The following is a 14,968-nucleotide window of genomic DNA, read 5'->3' as shown; positions in this document are numbered from 1 at the left end:
TTTGTGAGTTGAGGTGATCGGCAGGTTGATCTGGTTCAAGAGCGTGTCGATTGCGTTATTCGTACACGCGAGCTCGATGACTCAAAGCTCGTTGCGCGCCAACTCGACCGGTTTCGCTGGGTGACCTGTGCGTCTGTCGCCTATCTCGAAGAAAACGGTACTCCGCAAACTCTCCAAGATTTGTCTCGCCACCGGGCCATCCATTACTTCTCGGGCTGCGCAAGGCAAGCAAGCGAAATGCACTTCGCCCGTGGCACCAAAAAAATATCAGTCCCGATGAGCGTCAGGCCGAGCATCATGCTGGCGCCAGAGCCAAAGCCCGGGAATGCGGCCCACAACTTGTCCAGTTCGTACCTTATAAAAATCCGCGTCACATGCCGCAGCGCCTGTTCCGGCCTCTATCTAGGACTTGCGAGCCTGAGAGGAAAGGCTTTCATGTCTGATACGTTCAAGCAACGAGTCTAAATCCGTATCACGATCGAGGAGCAAAAAACTCTCGAGAAGAAGGGTCAGCGGATGTACACCCATTCTGCTAGCAAGCTCCGATGCCTTCTCCAAAGTGACGTTCTTGAGCCCTCGCTCCAGGGTGCTGAGGTATGTCCTACTGCTGACGATTCCAAAATCTTCTTGGGTCAACCCGTGGCGAATCCGTGTATTGCGCAACGCAATGGCAAACGCTTCTCGCAGCTCCATTTTGCTTAATCCACAAAAGGAACGATGAAGCCTTCTTGAGCTCTATAGGGCTACAATCTATAGTGTTCATTTAGCGAGGTTCTTATGGCCGGAGTACAGATGAGTGTCCGTCAGTTATCCGCCACAAGGAATGAGCGAAGTCCGTCAACTATGCTTATTGTCGCAGTGGCGAACGTCTCCCAGCCTGAGCAGGGTGTAGAGATTATCAAGCGTATTTCCGGCCAAAATCTGATCGACCTGTTCAACGAAATGGATCGGCCCAATTCAGATAAGGCCATCGTTGGTGTCCTGCTGGCAGTTCCTCCAGAATTTAACGGCTCTCAGCGATGGATCGCTGAAAGTGTGTTTGATTTTGGCCGCGTAGAGCTAAGGATAGCGGATGACACTTGCTTAGACACATACGCCTATCGGCTCGCTTCAAAGGCTGTATTCAGAGACAACGCAAGGGTCGACCCAGCAGATATACTGGGCTGGAGATCACTCTATGAAACGTCCAATGCGAATGGTGAAATTGATCCAGAGCTTGCCGCCCATCAAACTTGGTTGTCTATCGTCATCACTCGGATGGTCAACGCGGTAAATTTAGTTGATGCGGAGGATGCCCCTGAGTAGCTGTTGACTCTTCATTGGTGCCGTAGCTCAATTCCAAATGAGACCTTTTTGAAAAGCATAAGGGGGAGGAGGGTGCGGATACCTCTGTCTTTTAAACTTAGCACCTTCAGGCTAATCATCGCTGCCGACGATAGGCTATGACGAACGCGACGACGAAGCCCCCCCGCTGTGTTCACCAGAGGCGCCTATGAAAGGAAGACGTAAAGTCAAAACTTCTAAGTGGTTTTTAAAAGCTCAATCTGAGGCCGAAGCTCGGCGCATGGTGGCAAATAGATCTAATGATGCAGCTCATAGATTTCTTGATGCGGCCTTGCAATTTGGAATCGAACATGAACCTCATTGCCGCCTTGCTGGTGGCTAGCAGAAGCTATTATCGCCAAGAGAGGATTGACCCAGATGCTGAAAACATCACTGACCCAAGTCACTACATCATAGACCATACCAATGCTGAGCTCGGGATGATTGTTACTGGGGCTTGTGGGTCATTTAGCGACGCACCAACAGGCGTGCAGATTTGGTGTATATCTGAATATATCCTGCTGACTATAATTTATAGTCAGCAGGATATATTCAGATATTTTCCGTAACCGTCCGGGCAACACACCTTCCTGATGCTAACCTCGTCAATAAATGGATTGGGGTGCATGGGCAGAAAAACCTTGCACTGCAAACCGACGGCGGGTCTGCTGGCCCACGCCATGGTGGCTAAGTTCGCCGACCATCTGCCGCTGTATCGCCAAGAGAAAATCTTTGGCCGCGCCGGGCTGCCCATCGCCCGTTCGACCTTGGTGCAGTGGGTGGGCAAATTACAGCCGCTGGTTGATGCGCTGCGCGAAGCTGTGCTGACGCATGGCGTCGTCCACGCCGACGAGACCCCGGTACAAATGCTGACACCTGGCGCGAAGAAAACTCATCGCGCTTATGTCTGGGCTTATGCCACCAGCCAGCTCTCCGATCTGGCGGCGGTCGTTTATCTATAGCGGTCAACCAATAGCTGTCGGGCTTGTTGATCATCCCTGTGCCGGTGCTAAAGACAGCTGGATGCTCAGGGTTGAGGAAGGTGCGGATTTTTAACGTGCCGTGTTCAGGATATAGTCTAGATTTTCGGTCGAGAACGGAGCTTGCATCTAATGAATGATTCATTGGCAACGACTGTGATATGCCAGGATCCTGACGATAGCAGTGGGGACATCATCATAGATCTCCCACCGGATGTTCTCGCAGCAATGGATGTCGGTTTAGGTGATTCATTGAGCATCGAGTTGGCTGACGGATCGATAGTGCTAAAGCCAATCCGTGAAATTAACACGCAATATTGAGGTGGCTTTCGACCCGACACTCAAGGTGTAGTCATCAACTAATCCCGGACACGACGTTAAGTTTTTTCTCGGCCTGAGCTGGGGCCAGTCCGTTGTTGAATTGGTGCGGTCTAATCCAGTTGTACCGATGCATCAGGTAATGACTGATGTCGCGGTGCGCTTCTTGAGCCGTCATGTAGCCCACGGTTGGTATCCATTCAGTTTTCAAGCTGCGAAACACACGCTCCATCGGCGCATTATCCCAACAGTTTCCACGACGGCTCATGCTTTGGCGCATGCGGTAACGCCAGAGCCGTTGGCGAAACTGACGGCTGCCATATTGGGCCCTGATCCGAGTGAAACATTAGCCTTTGAGGCCTGCCACGCGTAAGCGTTCCGGAAACACACCTTTCGAACTCCAGAATTAATGGCGATGGTGTCCACCTAAATTTAAGTGGACACCATTTTTAGCCTTTTTAAGCGGACGCCCATGCCACAAGAACGCCGTTCCTATTCCAAGTCCTTTAAGGCACAGGTCATCGCCGAGTGTGCGCAGGCTGACACCTCAATTGCCAATGTCGCCTTGACCCACAACCTCAATGCCAACCTCGTCCATAAATGGATTCGGGTGCATGGGCAGAAAAACCTGGCACTGCAAACTGCTTTTATTCCGGTCAAGGCCTTGCCTTCGACAGCGGCCCCTCAAGTTCTTCCGGCCACGATTCGAATCGAACTGCCTCATTCAAAAGGCGTAGTCGTGCTGAGCTGGCCAGCAGAAAATGCAGCGACATGTTCCGCTTTCCTGCGAGACCTGCTGCGATGATCCGCATCGACACCATCTGGCTCGCCATCGAGCCCATGGACATGCGGGCCGGCACTGAAACCGCTCTGGCGCGAGTCGTGGCGGTCTTCGGTGCGGCGAAGCCGCACTGTGCTTATCTGTTCGCCAACCGCCGCGCCAATCGTGTGAAAGTGCTGGTGCATGACGGTGTGGGGATTTGGTTGGCTGCCCGGCGCTTGAATCAAGGTCGTTTCTTTTGGCCAGGCGTGCGGCACGGTTTTGAAGTTGAGTTGGATGCAGAGCAACTTCAAGCTTTAGTGCTCGGTTTACCTTGGCAACGCGTCGGTTCCGGAGGAGCCATCACGGTGCTCTAACTCGTCTGCTATGGCGCGCTTGCCAGCGCAATTGGCCCATTAGTCTATCGCCGCTACTTGCCCTCTCTGGCAAAATCGGCGGCATGACTTCGCATCCGAATCTCGATCAATTAAACCCTGAAGAACTGCGTGCCTTGGCGGCGCAGTTGATCCAGCGCGTCGAGACGATGGACAAGCAAATCACTCATCACAAGTCGGTCAACGAGAAACTGGCCCACGAGATCGCGCTGCTCAAACGCTTCAAGTTTGCCAAGCGCAGCGAGCAGTTAAGCCCGAATCAAGCCAGCCTGCTCGACGACTTGATCGATACGGATATCGCCGCTATCGAAGCCGAACTTGAGGCGCTGCAACCGGCACCTGTCGAAGCCAAAGTGCGCCAGCAACCCAAGCGCGCACCGCTACCACCGCAGTTTCCTCGCACGCTGATCCATCACGAACCGGACAACAGCCACTGCCAGTGCGGCTGCGCCCTCAAGCGCATTGGCGAAGATTCCAGCGAAAAGCTCGACTACACGCCAGGCGTGTTCACCGTCGAGCGCCACATCCGTGGAAAGTGGGCCTGCGAACAGTGCGAAACGCTGATCCAGGCGCCGGTACCGGCGCACGTCATCGACAAAGGCATGCCGACAGCGGGCCTGCTGGCCCACGTCATGGTGGCCAAGTTTGCCGATCATCTGCCGCTGTATCGGCAGGAGAAAATCTTCGGCCGCGCTGGACTGCCTATTGCTCGCTCGACCTTGGCGCAATGGGTGGGCAACTGCGGCGTGCAATTACAGCCGCTGGTTGATGCACTGCGCGAAGCCGTGCTGACGCACGGCGTCGTCCACGCCGACGAAACGCCAGTACAAATGCTGACGCCTGGCGCGAAAAAAACTCATCGCGCTTATGTTTGGGCTTACGCCACCAGTCAGTTCTCCGATCTGGCGGCGGTCGTTTACGACTTCAGCCCGAGCCGTGCTGGCGAACATGCTCGAAACTTCCTCGGCCACTGGAACGGAAAGCTGGTCTGCGATGACTTCGCTGGCTATAAGGCAGGCTTTGAACTGGGCGTCACGGAGATCGGCTGCATGGCCCATGCACGCCGAAAGTTCTTCGACTTGCACGCGACCAACAAGAGCCAGATCGCCGAAAAAGCGCTGCACTACATCGCGGCCTTGTACGAAGTTGAACGAGAGGCACGCGAGCTGGAGCCGGGTGTCCGGCAGCGAATACGGCAGGAAAAAGCAGCGCCGATCATCGACGCACTTCATACCTGGATGATCGCCCAGAGGCAGCTTGTGCCTGAGGGATCGGCCATCGCCAAGGCGTTGGATTACAGCCTCAAACGCTGGATAGCGCTGACGCGCTATCTCGATGACGGTGCTGTGCCCATCGATAACAACTGGTGCGAGAATCAAATCCGGCCGTGGGCTCTTGGGCGCTCGAACTGGCTGTTCGCTGGCTCGTTACGTAGCGGCAAACGTGCGGCGGCGATCATGAGTTTGATCCAGTCGGCGCGCCTCAACGGGCATGATCCATATGCTTATTTGAAGGACGTCCTCACCCGCCTGCCGACACAGCGGGCTAGTGAGATTATTGAGCTACTCCCGCATAAGTGGGGTCACATCTAACAGTCCAGATTTTCTAGTGAGAAACTAGGCTTTTTGGAACGTAGGCTGCTACTGACCTGCGGATTTCTTCCCTAGCCTCATCTGCGCTACCCCAGCGCCCCATCTTCACCCACTTACCCGGCTCCAACGCCTTGTAGTTCTCAAGAAATGCTGGATCTGCGCAAGCAGAAGTGCGGGAAGGTCTTCGCACTCCTTGATATCGCTGTACATTGAGCTGAGTTTGTCATGAGGAACAGCGATGACTTTGGCATCGGCGCCTGCTTCGTCTGTCATGTACATCACGCCAACCGGACGACTGCGAATGACAACGCCAGGAGAGACCGGATAGGGGCAGACCACCAGTACGTCCAGTGGATCGCCATCATCGCTTAGCGTGTTCGGAATAAACCCGTAGTTGGCCGGATAGAACATTGGTGTGCTGAGGAAGCGGTCGACGAAGAGCTGCCCACTTGGCTTGTCCACTTCGTATTTGATCGGAGAGTGGTTTGCAGGAATCTCGATAACGGTGAAAAAGTCATCGGGGATCGCGTTACCAGCTGGAATGTCCGTATAGCTCATGTTCATAGCTCCGAAGCTTTGGAAGGGGCTGCGCTGGAAGGCGTTTTTCCAAGTGTGCCCATCTCGATTGGCGTCTTGGTGAAAAACACCGATATCTCCTCACAGTCCAGTCGCTTGAATAACCGCTCTGCCTCATCCTCCGTGATTGCCAAGCGAATCTCCGTGGGTTGATCAGCCAGCTCAAAAAAGTGCGATGAGTGTAGTTTTCCAGTGTGTCCAAAACCTTCGATTCCAGTACATAGCGTGGCACCGCGCAGCCCCATTTCCTTAGCTACGTCGACGATCCATTCGCCAAGCATCTTTCCTTGATAACGACGGTTTTGTTGGGTGAAGAAAACGACCATATAACCTTTCATTTTAATCTCCTCAGCGAGTACCAATCATTTGGTAGGACAGTAGTCCGGCAGCGGTCATCGCTAACGAACCTGCGACGTGCAATGAAATTGAGCCGAGCGCCCACAGCAATCTCCCTTCTTGGATTAGGGCAACTGTTTCGGCTGAAAAGGTGGAAAAGGTGGTAAGTCCCCCACAAAAACCCGTGATGATTAGCAGGCGCCATTCGGGGCTTAAGGAGGGAGATGCGGCCAAGAACGCGATGGCTAGGCCGACGATGTACCCCCCGACCATGTTCGCCACCACAGTGCCTGGGGGAATTGTCGGGAAGAGTGCGTTGAGCTTCATGCCCAGGAGCCAGCGCAACCAAGCACCAAGTGATGCACCGGTGGCGATAACAAATAGTGATTTCAGCATGGCTGCATCCATAGCAATTTCCGACAATCCTCAAAGGCGGAAATTGGGCCTAAGGAGGAGGGCAGTCGTCAGCCCTCAGCAAGGGAGTAAATGGCTGTTCTTACACGATTTTCGCACGTGTTGAAGGTGCTGCTGACGGACTGAGGATTCTCGATGTCGCCGGCAAATGATCGTCACGAGTCCCAAAGGGGAGATCACCTATCCATGCTTCATATGTAGCCCGTAGCTCTCACCATCATGAGACGCCCCTCAACACCAGCGAAGGGTAGTGCAGAGATTTTCGTGTCAGATCCATATCTTAGTTACCATGACCTGATGGGACATACAGTGTAGGAATTACAAGATCATCGAACAAGCTGTTCACAGGCAAGTAAACCCCGAACCTGTGGAGGTTCCACGGATTTAGGTATTTATTATCTGTCAAATATTTCGATTACGATTTCCGCGTGATACTGGGTGCGGAAGTAATTGTTCAATGCGGTATTAAATATGGAAGCAATGAGAAAGAACGCGTATGAGCTTTCAGTAAGGAAAGAACTGATGCGGAGTCCGGCCATGCATTCCGAAGCACACGTTCTGGACCATCACAGGCATTCTCTCATGCACTCTAAGTCTTGAAGGGGTCGGACGTTGATTATGAGAAAACCTGATAAAGTCTAAGGTCTTTCCATGTGTTAGTAATTATCGGAAGCTGGGTGTGTCTAGGAAGTAAAAGATTGGTCTCGAGTTTGAGAGGAAGGAAAGAAACGAATCTGTATGAGCGCTGAAGGAAAAAGTTGGTGCGGTGTGAGCTACGACATCAGCGCAGGATGTGCAGCCGAAAGCCTGGAAGCAAGTTGTTGGTCTTGTGTAAAACGCGTTAGTTCTAACGATTACTTCGTGTTCCAGACCAAAAATTGCTTCCGAGTACTTTAATTTCTCCTTGGGCCAGGGAGCTATTCTATTTGAGATTAATTAGTAGATATTGTTATTAATCAGTAGCTTACGGATTTTCATCTAACAGATTTTTCCACTGATTTCGTTAAAAAACCTGTCGCATTGGCATGCTGGCTTCGCTCCAGCCCTCGGGAATCAAAGGTTTGAGGGGAATAGCAAGGGGCTTTCCACGTAAACCGCGATTGGCGCAGCATTTACGCAGTCGCAAGCTTTTGCTGCTCTTGCTCTTCTCTTCTAACATGGTACATAATTTAACATAATATACATTATGCGAACTATGGTGTTTGGAGGTCAGGGCCAGTGGAGGTCAGATTTCAAGGTTTCAAACGTATCCATCCCCTGTGGAATCTGCATCATGTGTTCGCTGCAATACACACGGCCTCTCGCTACACTCGCAGCGGCTGCAATCCAATCCATCAAGGTTCACCCATCTATGGGCACGTCAGTCGTACCGAGTTGTTTGTTTGCTGCGATTGATGCGGTTTATCTGCCGGCTGATTTGAAATGCTCGGAAGATATTTCAACTGACGTTGAGGCTCGCGAGTATGGCGGTTGTCGATTCATGCTGGGTACTCGCCAGATCGTTTTTCGTGTAGCCAAAACTACGCCGACCAAGATTGGTCAGTTCGTGACGCTGTGGAAACGACCCTGTGCAACGAGTGTGATTGCTCCGCTTGATAGCAACGATAATATCGACTTCGTTTTGATCCACGCGGCTGGCACCGAACAAAGTGGTCAGTTTGTGTTTGACCGTGCAACGTTGCTGTCCCATGGCGTGATGTCCATAAATGGCGTCGGTGGCAAGCGTGCTTTGCGTGTGTATCCACCCTGGAGCCGGCCTATTGCCAAGCAAGCATTGCAGACTCAGCAGTGGCAACTCCAGTATTTCGTGACAGTTGAACCCTCTGACCAGACTTCGCTGCAGCACATAAAATCGCTGTTCAAGTGCTCGCGAAAGTGAGTGAATGCCCTGTTCCAGTCCTTCTCATATGACTGTTAGTTATAGCTCAACTAAATAGTCATTTAGTTGAGCTATATCAATAGGTTATATCTCAAAGCCGAAAGCGGCCCACCGACTGTGAAAGCTCCCCTGCCAACAAAGACAACTCATCCGTCGTCGATGCCGTCTTTGCGATCACGCGGCTATTGTTTTCCGACATGCCCGCAATCATCTCCACCTGGTGCGCGATTTCATTGCTGGCCAGGCTCTGCTCGCTGATGGTGCGGGAGATATCGTTCACCAACTCTGTGGTATTCAGGGTGGCCTGCAGAATTTCGCGAATGGCACGTTCAACATCGGCGGTCACGGCCATGCCCTTGTCCACTTGAGCGACGCCCTCCTCCATGCTGGTTACTGCCTCACGTGTGCTCTGCTGGATGCGTCCTACCATGCTGGCAATTTCCTGTGTCGACGCGCTGGTACGGCCGGCGAGGCTGCGCACTTCATCGGCGACCACGGCAAAACCACGTCCTTGTTCACCGGCGCGCGCGGCTTCGATGGCGGCGTTCAAGGCCAGCAGGTTGGTTTGGTCAGCGATCCCCTTGATCACCTGGACAATGCTGAATATCGCCTCGGAGTCCTTGTCCAGTGTGCGGATTACTTGGGCCGATTGCTGCGCTGACCGGGCAATGCCATCCATATCACTGACCACTTGGTGAATCACCCGTCCACCATCCTTGGCCAAGGCCTCCGCCTGGTTGGCCATGTTCAAGGCGCGCCCGGCATGCCGAGTGATTTCCTCAATGCTTGCGGTCATTTCACTCGCGGCCGCCGCCATGGTACTGGCCGCCGCGCTTTGCTGTTGACTGCTGCCCGCCACTTCATGGCAACCGTGGCTCAGTTGCTCGCTCATACCATTGACGCCGTGGGCGTTGCTGCGCACCACTTCAATCATGCCGCGCAAGTCCCGCTGCATGGTGGCGAGGCTGCGGATCAAGGCGCTGGCTTCGTCCTTGCGCTTGGGCTCGGCGATCGGCTCGCTCAAGTTGCCATGGGCGATACTGTCGGCAATACGGCTGGCGGCCTGTAATGGCCCCATGATACTCAGCGTGACCCAGCGCCCCTGCGCCAGGAGCAGCAGGAGGCTGGCAATCAACACCGCGCCCAGCGTGAAATTGGCGTTGCTGATGGTCTGCCGCATACCGGTGCTGGTTTGTTCGGTATTGCCTTCAATCAACTCGCTCAAGGTCGACAGTTGAACTTCCAGCTGGCTGAAGGCCGTGTTGAAGGTCTCCAGTTCCTTGCTGGCGGCGTCTGGATTGTCCAGCGCCAGCGTGACGATGCGCTCGGCGGCGCTTATGTAGGTATCCAGGCTCGGTTTGATTTTCTCCAGGCTGGCCCTGAGGGTTTCGTCCAGGGGCAGTTTGAGATTGTCCGCCAGCACCTGGCGAAAGTGTTCGGCATGCTCCTGCAGTGAGGTGTTGACCTCGGCCTTGGTGCTGGTGCTTTTACCCAGCCCCACCAACATGGCCGACAATACGTCGGCGCGCAGGGCGTCGTGCATCATGTCGGCTTCCATGTGGTTGCGCAGTGCGGTCATGCTGACCTCGTTGTCCTGCACGGCGTCGCCCATCCGGGTATTTCCCACGTAACTGGCCAGGCTCATGATCAACGCGGTGAGCAACCCGGTCGCAATCAATAGCATCAGGCGTAATTTGATCGTCATGCTGGTTTTCCCCGTGGCCTGGAGAGCCGGTTGGCAACCCAACGGCTTGATTGTCTTGTCGCTACCAACTTTATCGGCATCGCCTCTCCGTTATTGAAGCTTAAGTTTGCGCAGCTGCGCGGTTTATCTCAAAGCGCTACGCCGCCTTGTTTGCGTGGACACGCTTCTTTAAGCTGACCGGCCTTTGCTTCACCCGGAACTGTCATGTCTAAACGTATCGCCCACCTTGCCTTGCTGTTGGGGTTGATCACCGCCGTCGGCCCGTTCGCGATCGACATCTACCTGCCAGCCCTGCCGACCCTGGGCGCCAGCCTGCATGCCTCGCCGGCGGCGGTACAGATGAGCCTGACGGTGTTCTTCATGATCATCGGGGTGTGCCAACTGTTCTACGGTCCGATCAGCGACGTGTTCGGGCGCAAGCCGCCGATCTACGCCGGGTTGGTGATCTTTGCCATTGGCAGCATCGGCTGCGCGTTGGCGCCGACCATCGAAGTGCTGATTGGCTTTCGTGCCGTGCAGGCGTTTGGCGCATGCGCCGGGATGGTGGTTCCCCGCGCGATCGTGCGCGACCTGTACACCGGCCATGAAGCCGCACGCCTGATGGCCCTGTTGATGCTGGTGATGAGTGTCTCGCCGATCCTCGCGCCGCTGGCCGGTAGCCTGGTGATCGCCATTTGGAGTTGGCGCGAAGTGTTCGCTGTACTGGCCGTCGTTGCCGTGCTGTGCCTGGTAATGACCATCGTGCAACTGCCGGAAACCCATCCCGCCGAGCGCCGGATGGGCAAGACCCTGGGCAAAGCGTTCAGCAGCTACGGCGCCTTGTTGCGTGACCCGGTATTTATCGGTTTGTCGGTGGTCTGCGGTTTCGGCCTGGCCACGTTCTTTGTGTTTATCGGCAGCGCACCGTTCGTATACATCGAGTATTTCGGCCTGACGCCTACGCAATTCAGCCTGTGTTTTGCGCTGAACGCCGCGTCGTTTTTCGCCATGAGCCAGCTGACGGCGCGCCTGAGTGCTCGCTTTGGGCTGGCGCCGCTGATTCGCTGGTCGGTGACGGCCGTCGCCGCTGTTATGACACTGCTTGCCGTCACCACGTTGTGGGTCGACAACCTGCCCTTGATGATGACGCTACTGTTTATCGGTTTCGGTTTTCTGGGGCTTCTGCTGCCGGCAGCCGGTGTATTGTCACTGGAGGATCATGGGGCGGTGGCCGGTTCTGCGTCTGCGTTGCTGGGGGCCATTCAAATGATCACCGCCGCCGCGTCCATGACTCTGGTCGGTGTGTTCGCCGACCACACGCCGGCGCCCATGTTGATCGGCATCGCACTGTGTGCTGTCGCTGCGATGCTTACCACCCTGTGGACATTGCGCCGCCTGCCTGCGCACTTGGCAAGCGCCCCGCCCTCCTCCTGACCTGTCCATTCGTCGGAGCCGCCCGGCATCCATTACAACTATCGCCGGGCGCAAAACTACTAATCCCATAGCACCCCTTGAGAACTATGGAGATTGAAATGACTGACTACCCTCGCCCGCCCTTCGCCCCTCAAGCCCAAACTGTGCCCGGCTCCCAGACGAAAATGGAGCCGTACCCCGACTGCGGCGAGCAGAGCTACAAGGGCTCCGGCCGGTTAGCCAACAAGATTGCGCTAATCACTGGCGCCGACAGCGGCATTGGCCGTGCCGTGGCAATCGCCTTTGCCCGTGAAGGCGCCGACGTCGCGATCGCCTATCTGGATGAGCACGAAGACGCCACGGAAACCGCACGCTGGGTCGAAGAAGCCGGCCGCCAGTGCCTTTTGTTGCCGGGCGATATCGCGCAAAAAGACCACTGCCAGGCACTGGTCGACAACACCGTTGAGCAGTTCGGCCGTATCGATGTATTGGTGAACAACGCCGCGTTCCAAATGACCCACGAAACCCTTGAAGAGATCGAGGATGAAGAGTGGGTGAAAACCTTCGATATCAACATCACCGCGATGTTTCGCCTGTGCAAGGCCGCGCTGCCGCACATGAAAGCCGGCAGTTCAATCATCAACACCAGCTCGGTCAACTCCGACATGCCCAAGCCGACGCTGCTGGCCTATGCAGCCACCAAAGGCGCGATTGCCAACTTTACCGGTGGCCTGGCGCAGTTGCTCGGTAGCAAGGGCATTCGGGTCAACAGCGTCGCGCCGGGGCCGATCTGGACACCGTTGATTGTGGCGACCATGACCGATGACGACGTGAAGAGTTTCGGCAGCGAGACCCCGCTGGGGCGCCCTGGCCAGCCGGTGGAAGTCGCGCCGATTTATGTACTGCTGGCCTCGGATGAAGCCAGCTACATCTCCGGTTCGCGGTATGCCGTCACGGGCGGCAAACCCATCCTCTAACGCCTTGTGGGAGCATGCCCCTCCCATCAGCAAAATCGTGCTGACCGTCTACAAATCAAACCGATCCACCGCCCGCCGCCGCTCATTGTCGTCACGCACGTCATAGCTGGCGGTGGTCTGGATATTGGTGTGGTGCGCCAGTTTCTGCGCGATCGACAAGTCGTGCTCCTCGATCACCCGCGTGATGAAAGACCGGCGGAAATCATGGGGCATGATCTTCACCCCGACCTGCTCACCGCGCTGCCGGGCGATGTAGTAAATCGCATGTTTAGTGATGCGCTCGCGGGTGATATGGCTGCCCCGGCGTATGCGGTTGAACAGAAACGTATCGTCCTGCTCGCCTTCCTTGAGTTGCTCACGACGAAAGGCCAGCCAGGCCTGCAACTTGGCAAACGCCCATTCAGGCGCGTACTTGACCAGTTCCTTGTTGCCCTTGCCGATCACCCGCAAGCTGCGCTCGGCAACGTTGACCTGCGCCAGGTCGAGGTTGACCGACTCCGACTTGCGCATACCCGAACCGTAGAGGATGCCGATCACCGCCGCATCGCGCAGGCCCTGAGGGCGCGGGTCGGCGGCGCAGACCTCCATCATTTCGCGAATCAACGTGCGGCGCAGGTTACGGCCCTGGCTCAGGCGTGTGCCGGGCGAAGCCTTGACCGTGCGCATTTTCAGCAGATGTTCCTGGCTGATCAGGCTCATGCGCCAGGCTTCGTTCATCACCCCGCGCACGGCGTTGACATACAGTGATGAGGTGTTGGGCGCGTAGCCGTCCTCACGCAAGGCGGCGACCAGCGCGATCACGTGTTCGGGTTGCAACAGGTGCCAGTCGATGTCTTCGAGGTTGATGTCCTCGAAGCCCAGGCGGTCGGCGGCATCCTGCAGCACGTAGCGCATGGTCAGCTGGCTGGAGGGTGCCAGGCGGGTGAGGTAGAGGGTCAGCGGGTTGCGGATAGACTCAGTCAAGGTAGATCAGCCTTTGGATTAAATACATCGAGCAAACCGTTGTTTATTCGATATATTTAGTGAATTGGCGAGGGCCGAGTCTAACGCAGGACCGGCCCGTGCACAAAATCACGGGGCTGTTTCTTCATCCTCGGTAGGTTCTTGAGGCTGAGCGAGGGATTGGCTCCATTCAGCGTCCTGCTTCTGCATCAGCGCAAACCAGTGCTGGCGCATAAACGTCAGGTAAGCCTCCGGTGCCTTGGCAAAATCCTTCTCATCGCCATAGCAACCCGGCAATGGCAACTCGGTGCCCTGCTCCTTGTACTGGCTGACCAGCGCCTGCTGCCCGGCCACGCTGCAATCCTTGGGCAACGGCATGCCGCGCAATGCACCGGCCTCCTCGTCCCACCAGCTGGCACCCACGCGGTCTACACCACGCAGGCGGTACTTCTGCGACTTGCCAGCATGCATGATCAGCTTGAATTCATTGGGGCTGACATCGCTGGTACAGGTGCGCGAGTAACCCACAGTGGCCTGGGTAAGGCCGTCGCCGGAAAGGTCGGTGACCTTGGTGGCCGTCATGTCGAAGCGCAACGCCGCGTCGAATTCACAATGCTGCACGTCGTCGTAGAGCATCCATACGCGCTTGGGGCGGTCGCCGTCGATCAGGTACTGGGCCGCGTAGACAAATGCCGACTGCGTGCCGTCATCCTCGCGCTCGCTGAGTTGCTCGGCGAGTACCAGCAGGTTCTTGCCCTGTTTGTCGTCCCAGGTATACGCAGCGACCTGCTTGCCGCGTACCTCAACGCCCTCCGGCACCTGAGTCACCGGAGTGAGTGCCACCCCGTTATCGGCCCTGACGGTCGTGACACACGCGACGGTCATCAACAACCCCATCAAAACGGGCCGCAACTGGCCACGCAAAAGCTGCACGCTATTCATCCGAGTACCCTGGCAAGAGATGGCTTACTTTACCGGCACTTGAGGGGCGGTGCAGAGAAGATTGTTGAATACATTCAGCGGCGGCAGGCTTTTCTCGCCCAGTTGAACCCATGACCTGTCAGCCCGCTCCTACTTAGCCGACTCTCCGTACCGTTCAGCCCCTTAGTTGATTAGCTGAACCCTAGCTGTCTACCTGTCAAATAAACGAGTTTTTCATCCGGCTTTCATATTCGTTCAACATATTTACGCTTAATCTTGCGCCCATGGACTTGAGCACGCAGCGCGCTCTGCGAACTAAGTTATTGATTAGGTTTGATCTTTGCGCATTTTCGTCTTTACTCCAGTTCATCAGGAAGAACACGCGGCCAGCCTTCAGGAATGTCGAATGAACACCACGCACACCCCTGCTTTTTGATCAGTTGCCTGCACTTTCGCCC

General features: G+C 55.6%; 16 protein-coding genes and 4 pseudogenes. 11 read left to right on the top strand and 9 right to left on the bottom strand.

The window, feature by feature from the left end:
* Window positions 1–30: 30 nt before the first annotated feature.
* Window positions 31–465 carry a LysR substrate-binding domain-containing protein gene (locus ACR52_RS29795; RefSeq protein ID WP_082143230.1) on the top strand — a complete coding sequence of 145 codons (435 nt, stop codon included), beginning with the start codon at window positions 31–33 and terminating at the stop codon, window positions 463–465.
* Here ACR52_RS29795 and ACR52_RS25165 read toward each other — a convergent pair.
* The gene (locus ACR52_RS25165) at window positions 403–693 is read right to left on the bottom strand and encodes a helix-turn-helix domain-containing protein (RefSeq protein WP_048730563.1); all 291 of its coding nucleotides are present in this window, start codon (window positions 691–693) and stop codon (window positions 403–405) included. The genes ACR52_RS29795 and ACR52_RS25165 overlap by 63 nt on opposite strands.
* A 99-nt stretch (window positions 694–792) precedes the next feature.
* Between ACR52_RS25165 and ACR52_RS25160 the strand changes: the two genes are divergently transcribed.
* From ACR52_RS25160 to ACR52_RS25145, 4 genes and pseudogenes are all read left to right on the top strand, one after another.
* Window positions 793–1,305, top strand: coding sequence for a hypothetical protein (locus tag ACR52_RS25160; RefSeq protein ID WP_236692187.1), 513 nt, complete (start codon window positions 793–795; stop codon window positions 1,303–1,305).
* Window positions 1,306–1,634: 329 nt separating this feature from the next.
* Entirely contained in the window at window positions 1,635–1,892 is a 258-nt protein-coding gene (locus ACR52_RS30620) for a hypothetical protein (protein WP_152687687.1), read from the top strand.
* Between the two features lie 84 nt (window positions 1,893–1,976).
* Window positions 1,977–2,279: pseudogene (locus tag ACR52_RS25150) on the top strand (IS66 family transposase); the annotation flags it as partial.
* A gap of 156 nt (window positions 2,280–2,435) precedes the next feature.
* Window positions 2,436–2,624, top strand: a complete 189-nt coding sequence (locus tag ACR52_RS25145) for an AbrB/MazE/SpoVT family DNA-binding domain-containing protein (RefSeq protein WP_048730559.1) — start codon at window positions 2,436–2,438, stop codon at window positions 2,622–2,624.
* Between the two features lie 34 nt (window positions 2,625–2,658).
* On the opposite strand, the pseudogene ACR52_RS25140 reads toward ACR52_RS25145, so the two are convergent.
* Window positions 2,659–2,989: pseudogene (locus ACR52_RS25140) on the bottom strand (integrase core domain-containing protein); the annotation flags it as partial.
* Window positions 2,990–3,093: 104 nt separating this feature from the next.
* On the opposite strand from ACR52_RS25140, the gene tnpA reads away from it, so the two are divergent.
* The 3 genes from tnpA (at window position 3,094) to tnpC (ending at window position 5,368) form a co-directional block, all read left to right on the top strand.
* Entirely contained in the window at window positions 3,094–3,426 is a 333-nt protein-coding gene (tnpA, locus tag ACR52_RS25135; RefSeq protein ID WP_048730558.1) for an IS66-like element accessory protein TnpA, read from the top strand.
* A complete protein-coding gene (gene tnpB / locus ACR52_RS31415) occupies window positions 3,423–3,758 on the top strand; it encodes an IS66 family insertion sequence element accessory protein TnpB (protein WP_048730557.1) in 336 nt (111 codons plus the stop codon). The genes tnpA and tnpB overlap by 4 nt, the downstream gene beginning before the upstream one ends.
* 83 nt (window positions 3,759–3,841) lie before the next feature.
* On the top strand, window positions 3,842–5,368 hold the full coding sequence (gene tnpC / locus ACR52_RS25125; RefSeq protein ID WP_048730556.1) for an IS66 family transposase: 1,527 nt from the start codon (window positions 3,842–3,844) through the stop codon (window positions 5,366–5,368).
* 13 nt (window positions 5,369–5,381) lie between these two features.
* Here the strand turns inward: tnpC and ppa are convergent.
* The 3 genes and pseudogenes from ppa to crcB form a co-directional block, all read right to left on the bottom strand.
* Window positions 5,382–5,926 (bottom strand): annotated as a pseudogene (gene ppa / locus ACR52_RS25120) (inorganic diphosphatase).
* A gap of 2 nt (window positions 5,927–5,928) precedes the next feature.
* On the bottom strand, window positions 5,929–6,282 hold the full coding sequence (locus ACR52_RS25115; RefSeq protein WP_048730555.1) for a DUF190 domain-containing protein: 354 nt from the start codon (window positions 6,280–6,282) through the stop codon (window positions 5,929–5,931).
* Window positions 6,283–6,292: 10 nt separating this feature from the next.
* Window positions 6,293–6,676, bottom strand: a complete 384-nt coding sequence (gene crcB, locus ACR52_RS25110; RefSeq protein ID WP_048730554.1) for a fluoride efflux transporter CrcB — start codon at window positions 6,674–6,676, stop codon at window positions 6,293–6,295.
* Between the two features lie 1,369 nt (window positions 6,677–8,045).
* Here crcB and ACR52_RS25105 point away from each other — a divergent pair.
* Entirely contained in the window at window positions 8,046–8,573 is a 528-nt protein-coding gene (locus tag ACR52_RS25105) for a MepB family protein (protein ID WP_048730650.1), read from the top strand.
* A gap of 91 nt (window positions 8,574–8,664) precedes the next feature.
* Here ACR52_RS25105 and ACR52_RS31895 read toward each other — a convergent pair whose 3' ends face one another.
* Window positions 8,665–9,390: a methyl-accepting chemotaxis protein gene (locus ACR52_RS31895; RefSeq protein ID WP_408003354.1), complete on the bottom strand. Its 726-nt coding sequence runs from the start codon at window positions 9,388–9,390 to the stop codon at window positions 8,665–8,667.
* 132 nt (window positions 9,391–9,522) lie between these two features.
* Window positions 9,523–10,278: pseudogene (locus ACR52_RS31890) on the bottom strand (MCP four helix bundle domain-containing protein); the annotation flags it as partial.
* 204 nt (window positions 10,279–10,482) lie between these two features.
* On the opposite strand from ACR52_RS31890, the gene ACR52_RS25095 reads away from it, so the two are divergent.
* Complete coding sequence (locus tag ACR52_RS25095; RefSeq protein ID WP_048730552.1) at window positions 10,483–11,691, top strand: multidrug effflux MFS transporter; 1,209 nt, start codon at window positions 10,483–10,485, stop codon at window positions 11,689–11,691.
* A 98-nt stretch (window positions 11,692–11,789) separates the two neighbouring features.
* On the top strand, window positions 11,790–12,647 hold the full coding sequence (locus tag ACR52_RS25090; protein ID WP_048730551.1) for an SDR family oxidoreductase: 858 nt from the start codon (window positions 11,790–11,792) through the stop codon (window positions 12,645–12,647).
* Window positions 12,648–12,695: 48 nt separating this feature from the next.
* Here the strand turns inward: ACR52_RS25090 and ACR52_RS25085 are convergent, their stop codons facing one another.
* Window positions 12,696–13,610 carry a site-specific integrase gene (locus ACR52_RS25085; protein ID WP_048730550.1) on the bottom strand — a complete coding sequence of 305 codons (915 nt, stop codon included), beginning with the start codon at window positions 13,608–13,610 and terminating at the stop codon, window positions 12,696–12,698.
* A 108-nt stretch (window positions 13,611–13,718) separates the two neighbouring features.
* On the bottom strand, window positions 13,719–14,531 hold the full coding sequence (locus tag ACR52_RS25080) for a M949_RS01915 family surface polysaccharide biosynthesis protein (RefSeq protein WP_048730549.1): 813 nt from the start codon (window positions 14,529–14,531) through the stop codon (window positions 13,719–13,721).
* Window positions 14,532–14,968 lie beyond the last annotated feature (437 nt).

The organism is Pseudomonas fildesensis, assembly GCF_001050345.1.
GTDB classification, from domain to species: domain Bacteria; phylum Pseudomonadota; class Gammaproteobacteria; order Pseudomonadales; family Pseudomonadaceae; genus Aquipseudomonas; species Aquipseudomonas fildesensis.
This window is presented reverse-complemented; position numbering and strand designations above follow the sequence as displayed.